Origin of the sequence: Chryseobacterium indologenes (assembly GCF_002025665.1) — a bacterium.
Taxonomy (GTDB): Bacteria; Bacteroidota; Bacteroidia; order Flavobacteriales; family Weeksellaceae; genus Chryseobacterium; species Chryseobacterium metallicongregator.
Window position 1 is genome coordinate 1,972,803 of sequence record NZ_CP018786.1, and the last position, 15,776, is coordinate 1,988,578.

At 36.4% G+C, this 15,776-nt stretch carries 17 protein-coding genes; 7 read left to right on the forward strand and 10 right to left on the reverse strand.

The window, feature by feature from the left end; genetic code table 11:
- Positions 1 to 5: 5 nt before the first annotated feature.
- Positions 6 to 428, reverse strand: coding sequence for a MarR family winged helix-turn-helix transcriptional regulator (locus BUE84_RS08925; RefSeq protein WP_079241333.1), 423 nt, complete (start codon positions 426 to 428; stop codon positions 6 to 8).
- A 51-nt stretch (positions 429 to 479) separates the two neighbouring features.
- Here BUE84_RS08925 and BUE84_RS08930 point away from each other — a divergent pair, with 51 nt between their 5' ends.
- A complete protein-coding gene (locus BUE84_RS08930; protein WP_079241334.1) occupies positions 480 to 2,729 on the forward strand; it encodes an ATP-binding cassette domain-containing protein in 2,250 nt (749 codons plus the stop codon).
- A 330-nt stretch (positions 2,730 to 3,059) separates the two neighbouring features.
- Here BUE84_RS08930 and BUE84_RS08935 read toward each other — a convergent pair whose 3' ends face one another.
- The 7 genes from BUE84_RS08935 to BUE84_RS08965 all read right to left on the reverse strand — a co-directional run bounded on the left by BUE84_RS08935 (position 3,060) and on the right by BUE84_RS08965 (position 10,349).
- A complete protein-coding gene (locus BUE84_RS08935; RefSeq protein ID WP_079241335.1) occupies positions 3,060 to 4,094 on the reverse strand; it encodes a phytase in 1,035 nt (344 codons plus the stop codon).
- A 7-nt stretch (positions 4,095 to 4,101) separates the two neighbouring features.
- Complete coding sequence (locus BUE84_RS08940) at positions 4,102 to 6,912, reverse strand: TonB-dependent receptor (RefSeq protein ID WP_079241336.1); 2,811 nt, start codon at positions 6,910 to 6,912, stop codon at positions 4,102 to 4,104.
- A 133-nt stretch (positions 6,913 to 7,045) separates the two neighbouring features.
- A complete protein-coding gene (locus BUE84_RS08945; protein ID WP_079241337.1) occupies positions 7,046 to 7,429 on the reverse strand; it encodes a hypothetical protein in 384 nt (127 codons plus the stop codon).
- Between the two features lie 66 nt (positions 7,430 to 7,495).
- A complete protein-coding gene (locus BUE84_RS08950; protein ID WP_079241338.1) occupies positions 7,496 to 8,029 on the reverse strand; it encodes a Crp/Fnr family transcriptional regulator in 534 nt (177 codons plus the stop codon).
- Positions 8,030 to 8,039: 10 nt separating this feature from the next.
- On the reverse strand, positions 8,040 to 8,576 hold the full coding sequence (locus BUE84_RS08955; protein ID WP_079241339.1) for a TetR/AcrR family transcriptional regulator: 537 nt from the start codon (positions 8,574 to 8,576) through the stop codon (positions 8,040 to 8,042).
- A gap of 51 nt (positions 8,577 to 8,627) precedes the next feature.
- Entirely contained in the window at positions 8,628 to 9,341 is a 714-nt protein-coding gene (locus BUE84_RS08960; protein ID WP_079241340.1) for a hypothetical protein, read from the reverse strand.
- 123 nt (positions 9,342 to 9,464) lie between these two features.
- On the reverse strand, positions 9,465 to 10,349 hold the full coding sequence (locus BUE84_RS08965; RefSeq protein ID WP_079241341.1) for a cupin-like domain-containing protein: 885 nt from the start codon (positions 10,347 to 10,349) through the stop codon (positions 9,465 to 9,467).
- Between the two features lie 236 nt (positions 10,350 to 10,585).
- Between BUE84_RS08965 and BUE84_RS08970 the strand changes: the two genes are divergently transcribed.
- The 3 genes from BUE84_RS08970 to BUE84_RS24400 all read left to right on the forward strand — a co-directional run bounded on the left by BUE84_RS08970 (position 10,586) and on the right by BUE84_RS24400 (position 12,406).
- Positions 10,586 to 11,887, forward strand: a complete 1,302-nt coding sequence (locus tag BUE84_RS08970) for an Ig-like domain-containing protein (RefSeq protein ID WP_079241342.1) — start codon at positions 10,586 to 10,588, stop codon at positions 11,885 to 11,887.
- A 39-nt stretch (positions 11,888 to 11,926) separates the two neighbouring features.
- Complete coding sequence (locus BUE84_RS08975) at positions 11,927 to 12,172, forward strand: hypothetical protein (RefSeq protein WP_079241343.1); 246 nt, start codon at positions 11,927 to 11,929, stop codon at positions 12,170 to 12,172.
- 69 nt (positions 12,173 to 12,241) lie between these two features.
- On the forward strand, positions 12,242 to 12,406 hold the full coding sequence (locus BUE84_RS24400) for a bacteriocin-like protein (protein ID WP_158521351.1): 165 nt from the start codon (positions 12,242 to 12,244) through the stop codon (positions 12,404 to 12,406).
- A 54-nt stretch (positions 12,407 to 12,460) separates the two neighbouring features.
- On the opposite strand, the gene BUE84_RS08980 is transcribed toward BUE84_RS24400, so the two are convergent.
- A complete protein-coding gene (locus BUE84_RS08980) occupies positions 12,461 to 13,435 on the reverse strand; it encodes an MFS transporter (protein WP_238594393.1) in 975 nt (324 codons plus the stop codon).
- A gap of 38 nt (positions 13,436 to 13,473) precedes the next feature.
- Positions 13,474 to 13,599, reverse strand: a complete 126-nt coding sequence (locus BUE84_RS24935; RefSeq protein WP_262487983.1) for a hypothetical protein — start codon at positions 13,597 to 13,599, stop codon at positions 13,474 to 13,476.
- 107 nt (positions 13,600 to 13,706) lie between these two features.
- Here BUE84_RS24935 and BUE84_RS08985 point away from each other — a divergent pair, with 107 nt between their 5' ends.
- The 3 genes from BUE84_RS08985 to BUE84_RS08995 all read left to right on the forward strand — a co-directional run bounded on the left by BUE84_RS08985 (position 13,707) and on the right by BUE84_RS08995 (position 15,741).
- Positions 13,707 to 14,063, forward strand: coding sequence for a winged helix-turn-helix transcriptional regulator (locus BUE84_RS08985; RefSeq protein WP_079241344.1), 357 nt, complete (start codon positions 13,707 to 13,709; stop codon positions 14,061 to 14,063).
- 66 nt (positions 14,064 to 14,129) lie between these two features.
- Positions 14,130 to 15,125, forward strand: coding sequence for an MsnO8 family LLM class oxidoreductase (locus BUE84_RS08990; RefSeq protein WP_079241345.1), 996 nt, complete (start codon positions 14,130 to 14,132; stop codon positions 15,123 to 15,125).
- A gap of 64 nt (positions 15,126 to 15,189) precedes the next feature.
- Positions 15,190 to 15,741: an AAA family ATPase gene (locus BUE84_RS08995; protein WP_079241346.1), complete on the forward strand. Its 552-nt coding sequence runs from the start codon at positions 15,190 to 15,192 to the stop codon at positions 15,739 to 15,741.
- The last annotated feature ends 35 nt before the right edge of the window (positions 15,742 to 15,776 follow it).

Genomic DNA, 15,776 nt, shown 5'->3' on the forward strand with positions numbered 1-15,776 from the left:
GAATACTACAATTTTATTTCATTCAAAACTTTGGCCAGCAGATTATTAAAATTTTCCAGTTCTTTAGAAGTAAGTATAGAAGCCGTTTGCTGGGTGATCGCTTTGCGGAAAGTTTCAGAATTATCTACAATAAACCTGCCCTTATTCGTGACTGAAAGGTTGAATTTTCTATGATCTGTTTTCTCCTGTTTCTTAATAATCAAATCATTGCTGATCAAAAATTTCAATTGCTTGGAGATAGCTGCCTGGCTGATATTAAATGCTCCTGAGATTTCCCTTCCTGTGGCTGTTCCTTTTCTTAAAATAAATTCAAGGATATTATAATGTGCTGCAGTGACTCCATTGATATTTCCCCGGTTCATATGCGCCAGAATAAGACATTGGAAACTTGTAAATGTGTTAAAAAATTCTTTTTCAATGGGTTTCATGATAAATATACTTAACTTAGTTAATTATTAACAAAGTTAAGCATTTTAAATATGGAAAATATAGAAATTACCAATGCCCGGCAAAATAATCTCAAAAATATTTCCATAAAAATTTCAAAGTACAGGATTGTCGTTTTTACGGGAGTATCAGGATCTGGAAAATCATCATTGGTTTTTGAAACCATCGGAGCTGAAGCACAAAGACAGATTAATGAAACACAGAACAGTTTTATCAGAAACCGTCTGCAGCACTATGGCCTGCCTGATGTAGATAAAATTGAAAATTTGAATGTTCCCATCATTATCAATCAAAAACGTTTGGGGGGAAATGCCAGATCTACTGTGGGAACAGCGGCAGATGTGTCTGCTTCCCTACGGTTGCTGTTTTCGAGAATGGGAGAGCCTTTTGTAGGATATTCTAACGTTTTTTCATTTAATCATCCTCAGGGCATGTGTCCTGAATGTGAGGGATTAGGTTTTGTTCAGACTTTGAATGTGAATGCGTTAATTGATCAAGAAAAGTCTTTACATGAAGGAGCTGTCCGTTTCCCTACTTTTCAGCCTGGAGGATGGCGCTTAACAAGATATACTTTGTCAGGTTATTTTGATAATGATAAAAAGCTAAAGAATTTCACCGATAAAGAATGGGAAACTCTGTTGTATGCACCGGAACACAAACCGAAACACCCTCATAAAGAATGGGGAAAAACAGTAAAATACGAAGGAATTGTTCCAAGAATTGAAAAAGCGTTTCTGAAAAAAGATTCTAAAGAAAACATCACAAGAAAAGATGCTCTGAAGAATATTGTGATCACCAAAACCTGCCCGTCATGCAACGGAAAACGGTTGAATGAAAAAATATTGTCCTGCAAAATCAAAGGTAAAAGTATTGCTGATTGTATGGCTCTTTCAGTGGATGAACTGCTTGAATTTATTACTTCACTGGATTCAAAACCATATGAAGTTGTCATCAAAGAACTTTCCGCAAAACTGCAGAATATCATCACGATAGGACTACAGTATCTGACGCTGGACAGAAGTACCAATACGCTTTCCGGAGGAGAATCTCAACGTATCAAAATGGTACGGAGCCTTGGAAACAGCCTGATTGATCTTTTATATATATTTGATGAACCCAGCATTGGCCTTCATCCCAAGGATCTGCAGAATATCATCACTATTATACAGCAGATAAGGGACAAAGGAAACTCTGTTTTAATCGTAGAACATGATCCGGATCTGATCAAAATGGCGGATCGGATTATTGATATAGGCCCTGGTTCAGGAAGAAATGGAGGAGAAGTGGTATACGACGGAACATTTAAAAACCTGAGAAACTCGGCAGGTAAAACAGGTTCTTATTTCGCAAAGAAACCTTCCATCAAACAAAAATTCAGAAAGCCGGATGACTATCTGAAAATAAAAAACGCGAATAGATATAATCTTAAAAATGTGACCGTAAATATTCCGACCGGAGTAATGACCGTCGTAACAGGAGTTGCAGGATCTGGTAAAAGTACTCTGATTAATCGTATTCTGCCAGAACTTTATCCGGATGTGACCATTGTTGATCAATCTTTGTTTGCTGCAAGTGTCCGTTCCAATCTGCTTACGTATCTGGAAATATCGGATATTGTCCGTAAGCTTTTTGCACAGTCTAATCATGTTTCAGATAAGCTGTTCAGCAGAAATAGTGAAGGAGCCTGTAAAAACTGTAAAGGATTGGGGATAGAAAAAATTGACCTTGCTTTTATGGACGATATTGAACAGCCTTGTGAAGTGTGTGGAGGTTCGGGATTTGATCCTGATGTACTGCAATACAGATACAACGGAAAAACAATTGTAGAAGTGATGAATATGACGGTTTCTGAAGCATCTGATTTTTTTAAGAAAGAATTTATTCTTAAAAATTTTGATCTGCTGATACAATTAGGTCTTGATTATCTGACATTAGGACAAAGGCTGGATAGCTTTTCCGGAGGTGAAAGACAGCGTCTGAAACTGACAAGAGAGCTGAAAAATACCAATCAGATCATTATTCTTGATGAACCCAGCACAGGACTGCACCCCAGTGATACCCAAAAACTGCTGACATTTTTTAATGGTCTTGTAGATCAGAATAATACGCTGATTGTTATAGAACACAATCTTGATATTATTTCGCAGGCAGACTGGATTATAGATATGGGGCCCGGTGCAGGGAAATTTGGTGGGGAAGTATTGTTTGAAGGAACTCCGGTGGAGTTATTGAAAAACAAAATATCATATACCGCAGAGTTTTTGAGAAAACAAGTGCAGTAAGAAAGTAATATTAAATGCAAAGTTTATCATATAAATGACTTATTTTGAAGAGGCAATGTACAGCAGCATTGCTGCTTATGAATAAACATTCTGCTTTATCAGTCGATTAAAAATCGACTCTTCTTAGCTACCTTAAAATAATATGTAATGCAAAATAATCTTTGCGTTGAAAAACTTTAAGATATGAACCATTAAGAAGAATGAAAAAGTGAAGAGTATTAAGATGAGCTATGTTGTCATTGCGAGCCGCAGGTGAAGCAATCTCGTGACTTTAACTCAACTTAATACTCTTACAATCTTATCCACCTTAATGGTTTAAAAGATTAATTTTTATTTTGCAGATTTCACGGCAGACTTAATGGCTTTTTCAACGATTCTCCAGTCATAAAAGTGAAATACCCTGCCATTACTCATGGCAACAAAAACGCCTTTGGGAAATTTTGAACCCAAATTAACATTCGCCACCTCAGACCCATCACTTTCCAGGGTAGAAACCGGAATTTCTGCAATTCTTCCTTTTGACTGATCCTCTCTTAAATAAACATTGAAGGTATCATTCTGCTGATTGGAAACAAGGATATATCCTTTCCCTTTAGAAGTAGGGTAGATGGAAATTCCTTCCACATCAGATTTAAAATCCCCTTTCCCGAAAACGGCTAATTCCTCATTGCCTTTCTCCGGATCTGCATAATATTTATGAACCCCGAACTGTTCATCAGAATAATAGATATAACCCATTTCGTCATCTACTGCGATGCTTTCAATCTCCTTCAGACCACTGTATTTTCCAAATTTACGAACCACCTCACCTGTTATAACACCATTCTTTTCAACCAGTTTATATTGCCAAAGGTAGCCGTCACTTGGTCCTGATTTTCTTCCGGCAATGACAAATATTTCTCCAGTTTCCGGATTTTTATACATTGAAACTCCCATCGGACCACGTTCTGTTTCTCCTTCAAATACTGAGATTTCTCCCACTTCTTTTAGTTCAGGAAGCGAGTATAATTTTACTTTATTGGTTTCCCTTTCAGTTACCGCTGCAATATCTGTTTTTTCCCCATTTAAAATAAAACCATATTCAAGATCAACATTGTTGGGACGTTTCAATCCTAGCACTTTATTGATAATTTTCCCGTTAAGATCAAAGGCATACAATCCACCGTCTGTATCCTTATCTGTTCCAATGATAATACTTTTTGAAGCATCCTGAGGATTGATCCATATGGCGGGATCATCCGTATCATGAACCACTGTTTCTGTGATCACTGTAGGTTTTAATTTTTCTGTTACTTCTTTCTGCCCGGTACAGTTGATCACAAGTGGAAGAACTGAAAGGGCTATTATATAATGTATGTTTTTCATGTGTATTTTAAAAATCAAATTTCACTCCCATCGTAAACCTTGGTCTGTAATATTCAGCCTGAGCGGTTCTGCTTTGGATTCCCTGGTAGTATCTTAACGGTTGATTGGTCAGATTATTGGCTTCCGCAAAAATTCTCAGCTGGCTTGTAATTTTGTAAGAAGCATTGGCATCAAGGAAAAACTGTTTGTCGTAATAACGATCATCAAATGCCTTGCCTCCAAGCTCATCAATATAATGAGAGGCATAGTTCATGGAAATTCTGGCTGAGAAACGTTTGTTTTCCCACGAAAGCGATCCGTTGAACATATGAGGAGCAGCTCCCGGAAGCCCTACATCTGTTCTTTCCACCCCATCTTCATTGGTAATTCCTTTTGCCTTGGATTTGGTATAGGTATAGTTTACATACACTCCAAGCCCTTTCCAGAAAGCTCCGGGAATAAAATCAAGCTGCCTTTGCAAAGCGACTTCAAATCCATAAATATCTACATTGTCACCATTGCGCTGCTGGGTAAACTTCCAGTTGCTTTCTCCTGCAGGAATAGGGTTGGACTGTCCTGCAAAATCGCTGGCAAAATCATTAGCCGTATAATTTCTTTTGGAATAGGTATAAATAAAGTCGTTCAGGTTTTTATAGAAAATACCTCCGGAAAGAATTCCCACAGACTTAAAATATTTTTCTGCCATGAAATCAAAATTATAAGCATAGGTTGCCTTTAAGTTTGGATTTCCTGCTGCAACGATCTCATCCTCTGAAATAACATTCAGATAAGGAACCAGTGAATAATAGTTCGGGCGGGCAAGAGCTGTTGTAAATGCTGCACGAAGTACCAGATCCTGCATCGGAACATATTTAAAGGAAATATTAGGAAGGACGTTTGTGTACGTATTGGTATTATTAATTTGTCCTACCAGATCTTTTTCATTCATCACATAATTTCCGGTATAATCTATCTGGGTAGTTTCAATACGTGCTCCAACAATCATGGATAACTGATCATTGAAATCCTGATCCCATCGGATATATCCTGCATAAATCTGTTCCTTTGCATTGTAATTGCTGGAAAGATACTTTTCAGGTTTCAGCTTACCATTAAACAAATTTGGATTGAATAAATCTAATCCTCCAAGAAAAGAAGGATCAACAAAAGTTCCCGGCACATAATTTCCGGCCTGGAAATTCTGACCATCAAGATTGATCGTTGGTACAGATAAGAGACTTCCCATATTGCTGACCGGAGTAAAAGCATAGAAATCATTCTCTCTTTCCTTCTTCTTCAAACGCATACGGAAACCGGTACGAAGCCTTCCTTTCTGACCATCAATAACAGAAAAAGGAAAACGTACATTCACTTTGGCACCAAGCTCTTTTTCCTGGGTAAAGTTATTGGCATCCGAAAGATCACTGAGTTTATAGCTTCCCAAATTGTCTGCTGCCAGAAGATTGAACATTGGTTTTTCAGGATTACTAAGGTCTGGAGCAAAATTCATCTTGCTGTTTTCAAATTCTATATAGCGTTGATGAGGCTTATCCTCACTGGCTATGGCATAGTTGACAGACCAGTCAAGATCTACTTTAGAACCTAATAAATGTTCTCCTCTTAAAGCATAGTTCTGAACTCTTTGTTTTTCCAGACGGGTATTGTCGTTATCGGCATCACCGCCTTTATTCTGTCTTGTAATACTGCCTTTCCAATCAGTAATCTCCGTTTCATCGGCGCTGTAGACAGGTTTTATTTTATATCCTAAGGCCAGTCTGGTTTCTTTATCATTTCTGAAATTGTACATGGCAGAAGCATAGATCTTGTTTTTAGAATTAAACTCATAATCCATATTAAGATCAAAACTGTGTCTGATACGATGTTCATTATAATAACGTACGCCCATTTTGCTGACATACACCGTTTGGGCAAGATCATTAGCCTGGCTCCATACAGGTTCAATATTATCTGAACCAAAATTGTTGTTATTATAAGAAAAACTGAATACAGCTCCTAGTTTTTTATCCAGAAATCTATTTCCATACACAAATCCCGCTGTATAATTTCCTTTTTCACGAATGGGATTGTATCCTCCTGCAACTGTCGCAGAAATCCTCTGTCCGTTCGGAGAAGCTCTGGTAATAAGGTTCACGGAACCTCCGATGGCATCGGCATCCATATCCGGAGTCAGGGTTTTATTAACTTCTATCGTAGAGATCATGTCGGAAGGAATCAGGTCCATCTGAACATTACGGTTATCACCTTCAGCAGACGGAATTCTGTCTCCATTCAGGGTAACGGAGTTCAGATTCGGTGCAAGCCCTCTGATGATAAGGTTTCTGGCTTCACCCTGATCATTCTGTATGGTAATTCCCGGTACACGTTTCAGGGCATCCCCGATATTGGCATCAGGAAAACGCCCGATCTGATCTGAAGAAATCACATTGGTAATATTGGCGTTATTTTTTTGCTTGTTTAAAGCTCTCGCCTGATTTTTTAAAGTAGCTCCTGAGACTACAACTTCTGCAATAGACGTTTCTTTCTTGTCGAAAATAATATTCTGACGGGTATTTTTCTCAGATTCTACGGTTACATTATATTCATGTACGCCATAACCTAGATAATCAATTTTCATGGTGTAACTTCCTGGTGGGACATTCAGGAATACAAAGTTTCCATGTTCATCAGAAGTTGTATAGATATTTCCCGGACTTAGGGAAATCTTGGCTCCTGGCAGGGCTATCTTCGAATCATCGTTGATATTTCCGGAAAGAGAACCGGTTTGTGCATAGAAAAAAATTGAAGCACAAAATAAAACAGACGTAAAAATTTTTTTCACTTTTCTTAGTTTTAGATAAAAATCACAACAAAATTAAACGTCTGTTTGGAAAAGGAGTTGAAGAGAAAATTAAGGTTTTCTTAAGAATTGTTAACATAGAAACTGAGTAGTGAAGGGGACATAAAGGTGTTATCTACCTCTCAGATCCTAAATTCTTTGCAGCATCATTACCCTCCACAAGTAAAGTCAATTCATCACATCGTATAATCTGATAATTTTGGATTGTAAATTCTGCCAGTACTTTGTGTACAACCTTACTTCCATCTTTTAGGGTAGATTTTGCGATGTGGTTGGTAAATATGATATTACCGTTTTCCGCATGGCTAATAATCTCAAGCTTTTGTTCACTTACTTTTTCTTTGAGCTTTTTGATGTGAAGGACAAATTCATCGTAATTCAGTTGAGCATGATCTACAAACTGAATGTATTCTTTTGAAAAATACTTTTCGATTAATACTTCTTCAAATACCGGATTTTCCAGAACTTCGCTGAAAACCTGTTGGATAAAATGCTTCATAACTTTATTATTTGAAACAAAATTACCTTACAGACTCATGACTGAACGATAACAATTGTAAAGAAATTACCTACGGTTGCGTATCCTGCTTAATGAAACACTTGTAATCCCAAGATAAGAGGCAATATAATGCTGTGGAAAGCGCAGAAGAAGCTCAGGTCGGTTTTTGAGAAGCTGTTCATACCTTTTCTGAGGAGAATCCCTGAGAAAAGAGATCAGCCGTTTATTGATTTCACTGAAACGTTTGTAAAAAAGCGGATAAAAGGTACGTTGGAATTCCTGATCTTCCAAAAGCTTTTGAAAAGTGTCAGCATGAAGTTCATAGACTGTAGCAGGTTCCAGGGTTTCAATAACAAAATCAGAGGGAATGCCATTCAGGAAACTGTCAAAAGATGATACAGCCTGATTTTCTGTTATAAAATCCAATGTAAGTTCCTTTCCATCCTGATAAAAGAATACCCTTAAAGCTCCGTTTTTTACAAGGAACATCTTATCGGAAATTTTTCCTTCCTCAAGCAGGATTGCTTTAGCAGGATAAGTAATTTCAGCTGATAAATGAAGATCAGTTTTCAAAAAAGAATGAAGATCCGGAATGTGCATATCTGAAGGATTAATGGGAGACGTTCAATATATCCTGTACGATTATTTTAGATTTTTCGATCAATTCATTCGATCTATAAAGCTGGCTGGTCAGTATGGAGCTCTCAAAAAGAAGATAGATATGTGCTGAAATTATATCGTTTTGAATGTCTTCATTGAAACATTCTCTCAATTTATTTTTATGATGACGGATGACTTTGTGAATTTCTTCTTTATCAGCTGGAATTTCCGACAGAATATTCAGAAAGCTGCATCCTCTGAAATCTTCTCTTTCATTCATGTAAATCAGGAAATCAAAGGATTTCTGGAACTTTTCCTGCAATGTTTCAGCTTCCGATGTGAATTTTTCAAGCTCAGTCACCCAGTAATCATACCTTTTGTTAAGGAATTCAATACAAAGATCATCTTTAGATTTAAAATGCTGGTAAAAACTTGCTTTGGACACATCAGCTTCATCGATGATTTGATTGATGCCCGTGTTGTTGTAACCTTGTCTATGGAAGAGAACCATAGCAGTGCTTACTATTCTTTCTCGAGGTTTGGGCATGATGTAAAATTTTTACAAATTTAAATAAAATATGAACAGACTGGTAGGTTTTTAAATAAATCCTCTCGCATAATATAGCTGAATAACAAAGAAAAGTACCGTGAAAAACCATACAACATACGGGTGATAGCTGAAGTTATTTTTCAGAATATAATGCAACGCTTTGAAAAGCTTGAAAACACCGATGGTTCCAATGATGATGAAAACAAGGAACACCAGGAAAAACAAATAGTCTCTGGTTCCATATTCACTCAATTTGCCCAAACGGTCAATATAAGCATCTACATTCAATGTTTGCCCCAGAAACATAGCCGAACTGATTAATATAAAAAAAGGAGTAGAGGTATACACCGTTGTATAAATGAAAGAAAATAATAATGTCCGGAAGGTTATTGTATTCACTTTCTCTTTTTTGTACCATAATAAAGCAACACTGAATACAACTGCAGTAATATTATTCATCAAAAATATAAATAGAGCTTTTTCTACCATACTTAGCCCTTTGATCTTTGAGATAATATTGTGCTCACCACCATAATCCATTAAAAGTACGGAGACAATGACTGAGGTGTAAACAGAAAGTTTGATAGGAGAGAGGTAGTCGTGGAAACGCTCAGTTTCTTCTTTTTCCATCTCATGAACAGACAGGTCATAGCAGCGGCGGGGATCCTGAAACAATTTGAAGATGGTTACCGGAACCAACAATATTTCAATAATAATCTGCAGGCATAGCTTCTCAAAGCTATCGATCAACTTTTCAAACATATAGACGGATATTAAGGGAACATTTTGCAATTTAACTAATTTTTGAATTGCATCTTAAAAGATAATAAAAAAGTGGATGATTCAGGTTAAATCATCCACTCATTAATTATTTAAAAAGTTTTATTACTTTTTGGGAAGCCCTTTTTTCAAAGCAATATGAGCTCTTTCTACTGCTTTTCTTTCTTTCCAGTCCATATACCTTTTTTTGTATCGGCCTTTCATGAAATTATCAAAATTACGCTGAACAGCAAGATTCCAAAGAGAATGTGCTTTTACAGCCCAGCTTTTATCCCATGCACGCAGGGAAATAGAGAAAGATCCATCCAGATATTTCATCCAGTGCCACCAACCTGTAGGCATGAATAATGTATCTCCATGTTCCAGGAAGCATTCAATTCCTTCAATACCATCCAATGCCGGGAATTTTTCAAAATCAGGATTGGCAATATCATAATCTTCCAGTGCATAGGTGGCATAAGGAAGCTTATACAGACGTGTTTTCCATTTGTATTCAAAGAGAAGGACATGTTTTCTTCCATTGAAGTGAGTATGGAAAATATGTGGCATGTCGATATCATAATGAAGAAAAGTCACAGAACCTTTACCTCCGAAAAACATACTTGGATATTTATCTAAAAAACCACCCATAAGGTTTTTTGGCGGAACATAATCGTCCAGCAGTTTTGGGGCAAATTTTATAGGGTCAAAGAAGAAAATTCTCAGATCTGTAGGCTCTCTCTGAATAAGGTCAACATAATCACGAAAAGGCATCTTCGTAGTCGGAGTATTGATAGGAGCGGCAGGATCTGCTTTGGAACTGTCATAAAGGGGAACTTCAACGTCGCCTACTACTTCCTTCATGTAATCCATCGTCCATTTTTGATAGGCGGGCCACTTTCTTGCCATATTTCTGATTACCACTGGCTTACATGGCTTTAGATATTTTTCACGGAAATCTTCTTGTGAAATGTCATCTACAATATCAATTGGTTTAAGGATTATTCCCATTCGTTCAAATTATTAAGCTAAAGTATTAAATATTTGCGACAATAAAATGGAAAGAATTAAAATTATTTGGAATTAATATAAATAAATAATAAAACCCCTATTTCGGTTGTGCTTTTTTTAGAGTTATTATAATATGATTTTACCTTCTATTCTTTTAAAATCTATAGTGTTTATGAGGTAAAAGATGGTTGTGAAATACAATAATTGTATGTATAATTGCCATATTAAAAATAGCCATGAAACGTTTTACTACAATTATTTTTTCACTTGTATTTGCCACTGCTTTTTCACAGAAATCAACCAGGATTTTCACTTCAGATATTGATAACTTTTGGGTGGCTTATGACAGCATTCAAAAAACAAATGATTATTCCGGAAAGCTGGATCTTATCAAAAGATTATATACTGATAAAGCAACAAAAGGCTTAAAAGCTTTTATGAATGCCAGAGATTATAACGATAGTGTGTATGTAAAAGTCATAGAAAAATATCCTAAATTCTGGAATTCAGTAAGGCCGAATACCTTAACGATAAAAACTAAGACCAAAGAGTTGGAAGCAGGTGTTGTCAGGCTGAAGCAATTGTATCCTGAACTTAAAGATGCCGAAATGTATTTTACAATTGGCGGGCTTAACGCTGGAGGAACTGTGAGTGGAAATATGGTATTGGTAGGCACTGAACTTGCTACGGGGATTGGCTCTACAGATGTCTCAGAATTTAAAGATGAGTGGCTTAAGGGTATGTTTGCAAATCAGTCTCTGGATAATATCGTTTTTCTGAATATTCACGAATATATACATACTCAGCAGACCGGATATCAAAATAGGGTTTTAAATCAGGCTATAAAGGAAGGATCATGCGATCTGATTGCAGAACTTGTGATGAATGAATCTCCGCAAAGAAAATATATTTCTTACGGAATGGCTCATGAAGCTGAAATTAAAGCTCAATTTAAAAAAGAAATGTTTACCGGTAATCTTGCCAACTGGTTTTATAATGGAAGACAAAAAGGAGAGGGCGCGGATTTAGGTTATTATGTGGGATATGTGATCAGTAAAATGTATTACCAGAATACCAAAGATAAAAAACAGGCCATCAAAGATATTATTGAACTGAACTATAGTGATAATAAATCTGTTGAAAGCTTCCTGAACAAATCAAAATTTTTCAGTGAAAAAATTGATAAGCAAAAGCTGATCAATGAATATGATAAGAATCTACCTTATATCGTAAAAATAGAGCCTGAAAACGGTTCTGCAAATGTAAGTGCAGATACAAAAGAAATAAGAATTACCTTTTCAAAAGAAATGACTCCCAAAAGCTATTCTTTTAACCTTTCTGATAAAGGAAAAGAGTATTTTCCATTTACTAAAGTTGTAGGAATGGAAAACGATAATAAAACGTTGGTTTTGCAGGCAGATCTTAAACCTAATAAAGAGTATGAATTTGTAATGACCAATAAAAGTTTTATCTCAAAAGATGGGTATCCTCTGAAAGATGAGAACCTTCTTATAAAGTTTAAAACGGGGAATAAATAGTTAGATAGCGATTCAACTTTTTTATTTTTAAATATGACTATGAAGAAAAATATACTAAAAGTGTTGATGATAAATATCTTGATATTGTCTTTGATAGCCTATATTTTAGGGCTTACAGACTCTGCTTTAGGACAGGTTTATCCATCAGAGAATCTGATTTCTTATCTGATGAACTCCATGAAATATTTTGTACTCTGGGTTTTACCTTATTGGTGGCTGATCATTATGGGAGGTGCTTTATTACTGACTCTTTTATATTATATATTAAGAAAAATAAAACTTTAACAATTGGAATCAAACCTGTTCAATGATTTTTTTATTAAATTACTTTTTCAAACTAATAACTTATTTATTATGAAAAATCTAAAGAAAATCGCGAGACAAAGTTTAAAGACAATCACGGGTGGTCGTCCACCTGCAGAGAGTGAGTGTATAGCATGTGGATGCCCTACATCAGCATGTTATTACAAAAACGGAAACGGAGGTGGTGGTGGTTGTGCTGATATCAGATGTGCATAATCATCTTTATAAAGAAAGAAACCTTCCGGAATAAGGAAGGTTTTATTTTTTATATTAAAGTTTAGTTTCTGTATACTTCCTTTTGATAAGCACCAGTATAAGAGCGAGAGTTAATCCTATAATGCTTGACCAAATTATGTGCTCTAACCCATAACGGGCAATCCAGAATCCTCCGAATAGAGTGCCGGCAGTAACAGCAAAATTCCCGCAGGAAGTAAAAATACTATTGATAAACTCCGAAGGACCGGAAATGGAAGAAGTGACATTCATATTACTGATCAGAAAGCCTCCGGAATGAACCAGCCCCCAACATCCGATAATCCATATCATAGGTAGAAACTGATTTCCATAATGTCCTATTAACAAATGAATTCCTGATAATAGAATTAAAAACAGAAGAGTGGTCTGAAACGGAAATCTGCTCATATATTTTCCCGCAATTTTATTTCCTGCAATTCCCACTGTTCCAAAAAGGAAGAGCATCAGACTGATCTGTTTTCCGTTCATTTTGGTAATACTCTTTAAAAATTCTGCCATATAACCATAGGTTGAATACATTGCTGTAATCGTAAAGAATGCCAGAAAAAGCCCAATCCATAGATGTTTATTGTTAAATATTTTAAAGGGAAACTTATTTGATGATGCATTGGTATTTTGAATCGATGGTAAATAAATCCATACTCCTGCCAGTGCAACGCCATTAATAAAAGCAGTAAGTAAAAAAGAAGACTGCCAGGAAAACAGATCAGACATAAAAGTAGCCAATGGAACACCCATGACGGTAGCCAGGGTAAGGCCTGAAAAAATAATGCTTACCGCTTTTGATTTCTCTTTAGGATCTGAGGTCTGTCCGGCAGCAGATAAGGCAATGGACCAGTATACCGGATGAAAAAATGCCGGAATCATTCTGACGGCAAGCAGCAGATAAAAATTGGTGATATACGCAGATAGAATATTAGCGGCAACAAAAATAAATAAGGAAAAGACCAGTAGATTTTTCCTTTTGAATGAAGAACATAAAAGCAGCATAAAAGGTCCAAAGACAGCCACAATCAATGCAAATACACTCAGCCTGCTTTTTCAATGGATATCCGGAATGTAGAAGCAATTTCTGGCAATACTCCAATCACTCCGAATTCAGTAGTGGTAATTCCGAAAACACCGAGTGCCAGCACATAAAGATTTCTGTTCATTTTCATTATTTTTTTGCAAATTTGCAGAATAGACTTTCAGAAAACTATATACTTACCTTTTAGTTCTATACTTACCTTTTTGAAAGTGATCCTAAAAAAAAATTATTATGCCTGAATTTTTCCATGATAAAAGATTGTACTATACTCCTATTGAATTCGCTTTAAGTCATATCGGAGGAACCTGGAAAATGCTTATTCTGTGGAGATTACAGGAGAAACCTCTTCGTTTTAGTGAACTTAAAAAAGACATTCCGCATATCACAGACAAGATGCTGACCAGCCAGCTGCGCGAACTGGAAGCGAAAGAGATGATTTACAGAGAAGTGTTTCCGGTAGTTCCTCCAAAAGTAGAATATAGTCTTACAGAAAAAGGAAAAAAAGCCATTCCGGTGATTGAAACCATTATGAAGTTTGGCTATGAGCTGATTAAGGATGAAGGAATTGTCTTCCCGCCTAAAGAATGATCAGATTATATTTTTCCATTACGTAACGCTTTTTTCATAACTTCACCATAAAATTGATTCAATAGTATGAAGCTGAAATTGGGGATATTAGATCAGTCACCTACAACCATGGGTGGCAATGCAGCATCCGCATTGAAAAACAGTATTAACCTTGCTGTATTGGCTGAAGAAATAGGATTTCATAGCATTATGTATTCCGAACATCATGGCGTAGAAGCCTATGGAAGCTCCAGCCCTGAATTATTAGCTGCTATTGTTCTCAGTAAAACAAACAGGATCAAAGTAGGAACAGCCGGTATTATGATGAGAAATTATTCTGCGTATAAAATTGCGGAATGGTCCAAAATGCTGTCAACCCTTTATCCTGAACGGTTTATTCTCGGGTTGGGAAAAGCACCGGGAGGATTAAAAAATGCTGTAATGGCACTGAACAATCATAAACCAGTCATTTTATCCAATATGGAAACAAAACTGGAAGAGATCATTCAATTCATAAAAGATGAAGAAGGGATATATGATGGGCTTATTGCACAGCCGACTCATGTACTGCATATTCCGGAAATTATGTGGCTGGGTTCAGGAATAACTTCTGCCAGAGAAGCAGCCAGGCACGGGGTCGGATATTCATTCGCTGCTTTTATGAATAGTAAAAATGGAAAGGAAAATACCGATACTTATCTCAAAGAATTTGATAGCACGCAATATTTTCCTCAGCCTTCATTACAGGTTGCTATAGCTGTATCCGTAGCAGACAACATTGAAGATGCCAAACGTAATGCTTATGGAATGGCCTATCAGTTTTTGCAATCCAGACAATTGGCAAGTCCCAATGCGGTTCTTTCTCCGGAAGCAGTAGAACAGAAAATTTTGGGAACAAAGGATGAAGAAGAATTCTTTACTACTTTAAACAGAATTATGATTGAAACACCAGAATCCGTAGATCAGAAATTACATCAGGTTGCGGAAAGGTACAATACAGATGATCTCCTGATATTGTGTAATATGTACCGGGAAGAAGATCGTATCAACACTTATAAAAGTATCATTAAAAACAATAACTAACCCTACGGCTTCTATAAAAATTCTGTTGTGCTATGGGGTTATAAATACACTAGAATGTACACTCATGAAGCAGAATATTTCAACATTGTATATCATTACCGGAGGTCCCGGAGCAGGAAAAACAACATTGCTGGATGAATTAACCCGTCATGAATTGATAACTGTGCCTGAAGAAGGAAGAAAAATCATTAAAGAGCAGATTGATTCTGGTGGTGAAGGGCTTCCATGGCTTAACAAAGAACTTTTTGCAGAACTGATGTTTAAAGAATCTGTAAAAACCTACATGGAAATAAGCAAGTTGTCCCATAAGAAACCTGTTTTCTTTGACCGTGGGATATTGGATACGTTGGGCTATATGAAACTTGAACACATTTTAATTCCGGTATCTATGGTAGCAAAAGCAAGAGAAATGGCTTATCATCATAATGTTTTCATTCTTCCCCCATGGAAAGAGATTTATGAAAACGATCCTGAAAGAAAACAAACCTTTGAAAAAGCGGTGGAAACCTTTGAGTGTATGAAAGACATTTATCAGGAATATGGTTATACTGTTATCGAAGTTCCTAAAGTTTCAGTAGAAAACAGAGCGCACTTTATTCTTGATCGAATCACATAGAGAAAGACGCTCATTCATCAATCATCATTTATCAA

What these genes read in the sequence shown, in the direction of transcription:
- BUE84_RS08945 (WP_079241337.1), bottom strand. Translation starts at nt 7,429, where the DNA reads ATGAAGCATTTTATCCAACAGGTTTTCAGCGAAGTTCTGGAAAATCCG.
- BUE84_RS08930 (WP_079241334.1), top strand. Translation starts at nt 480, where the DNA reads ATGGAAAATATAGAAATTACCAATGCCCGGCAAAATAATCTCAAAAAT.
- BUE84_RS08965 (WP_079241341.1), bottom strand. Translation starts at nt 10,349, where the DNA reads ATGGGAATAATCCTTAAACCAATTGATATTGTAGATGACATTTCACAA.
- BUE84_RS24935 (WP_262487983.1), bottom strand. Translation starts at nt 13,599, where the DNA reads ATGAACAGAAATCTTTATGTGCTGGCACTCGGTGTTTTCGGAATTACC.
- BUE84_RS08970 (WP_079241342.1), top strand. Translation starts at nt 10,586, where the DNA reads ATGAAACGTTTTACTACAATTATTTTTTCACTTGTATTTGCCACTGCT.
- BUE84_RS08990 (WP_079241345.1), top strand. Translation starts at nt 14,130, where the DNA reads ATGAAGCTGAAATTGGGGATATTAGATCAGTCACCTACAACCATGGGT.
- BUE84_RS08985 (WP_079241344.1), top strand. Translation starts at nt 13,707, where the DNA reads ATGCCTGAATTTTTCCATGATAAAAGATTGTACTATACTCCTATTGAA.
- BUE84_RS08960 (WP_079241340.1), bottom strand. Translation starts at nt 9,341, where the DNA reads ATGTTTGAAAAGTTGATCGATAGCTTTGAGAAGCTATGCCTGCAGATT.
- BUE84_RS08950 (WP_079241338.1), bottom strand. Translation starts at nt 8,029, where the DNA reads ATGCACATTCCGGATCTTCATTCTTTTTTGAAAACTGATCTTCATTTA.
- BUE84_RS08995 (WP_079241346.1), top strand. Translation starts at nt 15,190, where the DNA reads ATGAAGCAGAATATTTCAACATTGTATATCATTACCGGAGGTCCCGGA.
- BUE84_RS08955 (WP_079241339.1), bottom strand. Translation starts at nt 8,576, where the DNA reads ATGCCCAAACCTCGAGAAAGAATAGTAAGCACTGCTATGGTTCTCTTC.
- BUE84_RS08935 (WP_079241335.1), bottom strand. Translation starts at nt 4,094, where the DNA reads ATGAAAAACATACATTATATAATAGCCCTTTCAGTTCTTCCACTTGTG.
- BUE84_RS08975 (WP_079241343.1), top strand. Translation starts at nt 11,927, where the DNA reads ATGAAGAAAAATATACTAAAAGTGTTGATGATAAATATCTTGATATTG.
- BUE84_RS08980 (WP_238594393.1), bottom strand. Translation starts at nt 13,435, where the DNA reads ATGCTGCTTTTATGTTCTTCATTCAAAAGGAAAAATCTACTGGTCTTT.
- BUE84_RS24400 (WP_158521351.1), top strand. Translation starts at nt 12,242, where the DNA reads ATGAAAAATCTAAAGAAAATCGCGAGACAAAGTTTAAAGACAATCACG.
- BUE84_RS08925 (WP_079241333.1), bottom strand. Translation starts at nt 428, where the DNA reads ATGAAACCCATTGAAAAAGAATTTTTTAACACATTTACAAGTTTCCAA.